General features: G+C 69.0%; 2 protein-coding genes. Both read right to left on the bottom strand.

Annotated elements, in window-relative coordinates:
• On the bottom strand, positions 1–325 hold a 325-nt coding region (locus ABZ453_RS51435; RefSeq protein WP_359027028.1), incomplete at its 3' end, for a hypothetical protein.
• A partial coding sequence (locus tag ABZ453_RS51430; protein WP_359027026.1) for an IS5 family transposase occupies positions 322–1,021 on the bottom strand: 700 nt, incomplete at its 5' end. The genes ABZ453_RS51430 and ABZ453_RS51435, both read right to left, overlap by 4 nt.

Genomic DNA, 1,021 nt, shown 5'->3' with positions numbered 1-1,021 from the left:
TGCGGGTGATGTTGACGGTCGCTTCGTCGGTGGGCATGCCGAGGAGTTCGTGCAGCTCAGGGGCTCTGAACACCTGGCCGGGGTGCTGGTTGAAGGCGTTCACGATGGCCTGGTAGGCGGTGCTGGTCTCGGGAGGGCCGGGTTCGGCTCCTGCCGGCGCGGCCTCCGCGATGACCTTCCGGGTGGTGTCCAGGTCCGCGAGTCGGGCCTGGGTCTCGGCCAGGGCAGCGGTCAAGTGCTCGATCTGACCGCGTAGTTCTGCGGCTCGGGCGGTGACTTCGTCGTGCTGGACCTGGAGGCCGGCGAGGAGTTCGGTGGCGTTCACGCGGCCAGCCCGAGGGTGTCGCGCCAGGTGGGACTCGGTGTGGTGAGGCGGCGGGTCATGTTCGCGGTGGAGGCCCAGTAGACGCGCGAGACGGAGGTGTCGGGCCGGTGGCCGTACTCACGGGCCCGACGCCGGTGCGGCAGCAGCGTGCCGTTCGTCTGCTCCACCACCCACCGCTTCGGCTGCGGGACAAAGCCTTTGCCCTGGTCGGCCGGGTTGCGGCGGACGACCTCGACGTCGATGTCCATCAACGCGCCGTGGATGACGACTTCGTCCTTGAAGCCCTGGTCCGCCAGGGCCTTCTCCAGCCGCATCCCGCAGCGTTCGGCCGCCTGGTCGAGCAGGGCGGTGCCGGCGGCGTTGTCATGGGCGGATGCGGCCAGGACGACGACGCCGATGATCAGCCCCAGCACGTCGACGGCAAGTCCCCGCTTGCGCCCCGACACCTTCTTGTTGGCATCCAGTCCCGTCGTGGTCTTCGGGACACCGGCAGCCGCGCGGACGGACTGGGTGTCGATGATCACGAGGGACGGGTCCTCTAATCGCCGGGCTCTCTCCCTCACCTGGCAGCGCAGGAGTTCCTGAATCCGCTGGTCGAGCCCGTCCTCGCGCCACAGACCGAAGTAGTAGAACACCGCCGACCAGGCCGGCAAGTCGTGGGGCAGATAGCGCCACTGACAGCCCGTCCGGTTCTGA

The organism is Streptomyces sp. NPDC005799, assembly GCF_040630525.1.
GTDB lineage: Bacteria > Actinomycetota > Actinomycetes > Streptomycetales > Streptomycetaceae > Streptomyces > Streptomyces griseorubiginosus_B.
This window is presented reverse-complemented; position numbering and strand designations above follow the sequence as displayed.